Source organism: Streptosporangium nanhuense (assembly GCF_059358815.1).
Map to the genome: position 1 here is coordinate 1 of NZ_JCADBG010000121.1, position 792 is coordinate 792.

Consider the following 792-nt stretch of genomic DNA (forward strand, 5'->3'; position numbering starts at 1 on the left):
TCGGATCCGGAGGCGGGGCTGGCGGCGTTGGGGGTGGTGCCGCAGGCGGTGACCGTCACGGTGGAGTCGGCCGGTGACGTGGTGGGGTCGGCGCACACCTTGACCGCTCGCGTTCTGGATGTGGTTCAGGCGTGGCTGGCCGATGAGCGGTTCACCGGTTCACGTCTGGTGGTGGTGACGCGGGGCGCGGTCGCGGCCGGTGACGGCGAGGCGGTCACCGATCTGGGGGCTGCGGCGGTGTGGGGGTTGGTGCGGTCGGCGCAGGCGGAGAATCCAGGCCGGTTCGTACTGGTCGATCTGGAGGAGGGGGCTTCTCTACCATCGCTGGCCGAGGTGCTGATCTCGGGTGAGCCGCAGGTGGCGGTGCGCGGGGGTGAGGTGTGGGTGCCGCGTCTGGCGCGGGTGGTGTCCGGCTCTGACCATCGTGTCTGGAATCCTGAGGGGACGGTGTTGATCACTGGTGGGACCGGTGGGTTGGGGGCGGTGTTCGCGCGGCATGTGGTGGCCGAGCGGGGTGTGCGGCATCTGTTGCTGGCCGGTCGCCGGGGGTTGGAGGCTCCGGGGGCGGTGGAGTTGCAGGCGGAGCTGATCGCGCACGGCGTCGAGGTGGAGATCGCCGCCTGTGATGTGGCCGACCGCGACCAGGTGGCGGCGCTGCTGGCCGGGGTTGCTCCCGAGCATCCGCTGACCGCGGTGATCCACACCGCGGGGGTGTTGGATGACGGCACGATCCCGTCACTGACGTCCGAGCGGCTGGACACCGTGCTGCGCCCCAAGGTGGATGCGGCCTGG

At 71.1% G+C, this 792-nt stretch carries 1 protein-coding gene; it reads left to right on the forward strand.

The features are described from left to right. A partial coding sequence (locus tag AC5L38_RS44280; protein ID WP_495248834.1) for a beta-ketoacyl reductase occupies positions 1–792 on the forward strand: 792 nt, incomplete at both ends.